This is a genomic window from Erythrobacter sp. CCH5-A1 (assembly GCF_001557115.1).
Classification (GTDB): Bacteria; Pseudomonadota; Alphaproteobacteria; order Sphingomonadales; family Sphingomonadaceae; genus Erythrobacter.
Genome location: NZ_LSKQ01000226.1, coordinates 1 through 3,144, shown reverse-complemented (window position 1 = coordinate 3,144; position 3,144 = coordinate 1). Strand labels below are relative to the sequence as shown.

The following is a 3,144-nucleotide window of genomic DNA, read 5'->3' as shown; positions in this document are numbered from 1 at the left end:
GAAAATGCCGCCCGCTGGCCACACACGAATTTACACCACATTGACGGACACGACCCAAGGGGAAGACCGTCGGCAGGACTATTTGCTACCAGCATCGCTCGATGATTACGTGTCTGAAGACAACCCGGTTCGGGCAATCGAGGCCTTCATTGATGCGCTGGATTTGAAGGCGCTGGAGTTCGCTGGAATGACACCGGCTGAGACTGGTCGCCCCGCCTATCATCCAGCAACGATGCTCAAGATCCACCTTTACGGTTATCTGAACCGGGTCCAGTCGAGCCGGCGGCTCGAGCGTGAAGCCCAGCGGAACATTGATTTGATTTGGCTGACGGGGCGATTGGCGCCTGACTTCAAGACTATCGCCAACTTCCGCCGGGCAAACGGCGCTGCGATCCAGTCTGTGTGTAGCCAGTTCATCGTTCTGTGCCGGCGATTGGGCCGGTTTACGCGCGCAGTTGTGGCGATAGACGGCAGCAAGATGAAGGGGGTCAACAACCCGCGACAAGAACTACACCGCCGCGAAGGTCGCCTCGCGGATGAAGCAGGTGCAGGATAATATCGACCGGTATCTCGACGCGCTTGATCGTGCCGACCGCGAAGAAAGCGATATTGCCGAGCCGAAGGCGAAGCGCCTGACGGAGAAGATCACCCGCTTGCGTGCACAGATGCGCGACCTGGCGGCGCGCGAAGAGGAAGTCCGGAATGCGCCGGACCAGCAGGTGTCGCTGACCGATCCGGACGCCCGCGCCATGGCGAGCGCGGGCCACGGCACAAGCATCGTCGGCTACAATCTGCAGGCGGCCGTCGATGCCGAGCACCACCTGATCGTCGCGCACGAGCTTTTGAATACGGGTTATGATCGCGGACAGCTCTCACCCATGGCGGCGAAAGCCAAGGAAGCGATGGGCTTGGAGGCCCTGGATGCCATTGCCGACAAGGGCTACTTCAAGGGCGAAGATGTCCGGACCTGCGAGGGCATGGGCGTCACCGCCTTTGTGCCCAAACCGCTTACCTCTGGGTCAAAGGCACAAGGCCGCTTTGGCAAACCGGACTTCGTCTACCTGGAAGAAGAGAACGTCTATCGATGCCCCGCGGGCGAAGATCTGATCTATCGCTACACGTCGGTCGAGGACGGGTTGAGCATGCACAGCTACTGGAGCTCGAACTGCCAGACCTGCGCGCTCCATGACCAATGCACGACCGGCAAGGAACGGCGAGTTAGACGATGGGAACATGAGGCAGTCGTCGAGGCAATGGAGCGCCGCCTCGATCGTAGGCCAGAGGCTATGCGGATCCGCCGACAGACAGTCGAGCATCCGTTCGGCACGCTGAAATCTTGGATGGGCTCGACCCACTTCCAAATGAAGACGCTAAAACACGTCAGAACGGAAGCCAGTCTCCACATCCTGGCCTATAACTTCAAAAGGCTGGTCGCCATCCTCGGTGTCCCGGCGATGATCGCCGCAATCCAGACCTGAGGGTCAACGGCCACCTTCTGCGCCACTTCGAAATTATCGCCCCTCTTCGGCCAACGCGTTTTTACACGGCCTGTCCCAAATCAAGCCATTCCCGGCGTTTGTCCATGAACGCGGGTAGCGCCCCGCCGGGCAAATGTTGATCCCTGCATATGGATCGCCTTGTTGACCTCTGGAAAGTGTCCGGTGAGCGATCCCTTTCGTCCGCACGATGGTCTTGTCGAAACGGTCAATTATCTGTACTGCGTAGATCAGTCTGTAACATCCCGAAGGATAGTACAATGCACGTGCACAAAGGGAGGCTTGTCAGTGGCGGACGGTTGCAGCTCCCGGCTGACGTCCGCCGCGAACTTGGTCTGGCCGATGGTGATCAGGTGGTCATGCAGGTCGTCGATGGCGAACTGCATGTCCGGCCGCGCCGCGATGTTCTCAAGCGCATCCAGACGATGCTTCGACCGTATGCGCCGGAATCAGGCTCCGTCGCTGATGAACTGATTGCTGATCGCCGTGCTGAGGCCGCGCGTGACTGAGCCAGTCTATGTCCTCGATGCGTCAGCTGTGCTAGCGGCGTTTTTCGACGAGCCGGGCGCAGATGTGTTCGCCGAAAGGATGGACGGCGCGCTGCTGTGTTCGGTGAACTATTCCGAGGTTGTTGCGAAGCTTGTCGACCGTGGCACACCGGCTGAGCAGATTGTCGAGATCATGGAGCAGCTGGATGTCGAGGTCGTGCCGGCCGACCGTGAATTGGCCATGAGGGCAGGGCTGCTGCGCGCTGAAACCCGTGGCAAGGGCCTTTCTCTTGGCGATCGATACTGCCTCGCGCTGGCGGCAAGCCGCAACGCGGTTGCTGTCACTGCAGACCAAGCTTGGGCCGACCTCGATATAGGCTTATCGATTGAGATGGTTCGCTAAGCTCGAAATTCGAACGTTTCCTTTACCAGCTTCCTGATCAGGTGTTGCTGGTCCCCAAACGCCCTCCTTCGAAGAATATGGCCGGCTTTCGAACGCATTATGCACCAAAGGCTTTGGAGTGAGATTTATGGGCATCAAGGTCAAAGTGATGGAGAATGGCCGCATGGTTCTCCCGGCTGCCATCTGCAAACAGCTTGGTCTTGAAAAGGGCGGAACAGTGATCCTTGGAGGTAGGCGACGAGGAGGTAACGCTTCGCTCCTTGGAGCAGGTCCTCGACAAGGTGAAAGCCACCTTTGCCAAATATGCCGATCTGCCGGGCATGTCGGTCGATGATTTTTTGGCGAACAGGCGGATAGCGGGGAGTAATCGAGGCTGTAGCCGACGTGTCTGCGCTCCTTGCGTTCATTGGCGCTGCCAGCAGTCACATGCGATCAGCCCTGTGGAGAGCTGCCGCCTGACATTGGGGATGAAGTGAAGTTCGTCAGGTGAGCATCCGCCTCTGGCCAGGAATTGAGATGCCCGCGGCGCAATGGTCGTGCCTTGCTCTTGCTTAGCGTACTTTCCGCGCTCTGCCCCTTGAAAGCGACGCGGCGGCTTTGCCTCGCTTCTGAAAAATTACCGCCGTTCAGGAATCGACCCCAAGTCAGACGTTCGGTTGCGACCTGCGATTTCCTGAAAGCGGCCACGCTTTCATGGTAAGGCCGTATGTCCGCCTCGGTGTTTGAGGTGGCTCGCCCTACACTGTGTTTCCGAGGG

Annotated in this window: 2 protein-coding genes and 1 pseudogene; all 3 read left to right on the top strand. The window is 58.8% G+C overall.

Features of this window, described 5'->3' with window-relative positions; translation table 11 throughout:
• Positions 1 to 4 precede the first annotated feature (4 nt).
• The 3 genes and pseudogenes from AX708_RS13540 to AX708_RS13535 all read left to right on the top strand — a co-directional run bounded on the left by AX708_RS13540 (position 5) and on the right by AX708_RS13535 (position 2,387).
• Positions 5 to 1,478, top strand: a pseudogene (locus tag AX708_RS13540) (IS1182 family transposase).
• Positions 1,479 to 1,756: 278 nt separating this feature from the next.
• Complete coding sequence (locus AX708_RS20010; protein WP_067400361.1) at positions 1,757 to 2,005, top strand: AbrB/MazE/SpoVT family DNA-binding domain-containing protein; 249 nt, start codon at positions 1,757 to 1,759, stop codon at positions 2,003 to 2,005.
• Complete coding sequence (locus AX708_RS13535; RefSeq protein WP_197425874.1) at positions 1,971 to 2,387, top strand: type II toxin-antitoxin system VapC family toxin; 417 nt, start codon at positions 1,971 to 1,973, stop codon at positions 2,385 to 2,387. The genes AX708_RS20010 and AX708_RS13535 overlap by 35 nt, the downstream gene beginning before the upstream one ends.
• Positions 2,388 to 3,144 lie beyond the last annotated feature (757 nt).

Coding starts and splice junctions, on each gene's coding strand:
- AX708_RS20010 (WP_067400361.1), top strand. CDS start 1,757: ATGCACGTGCACAAAGGGAGGCTTGTCAGTGGCGGACGGTTGCAGCTC.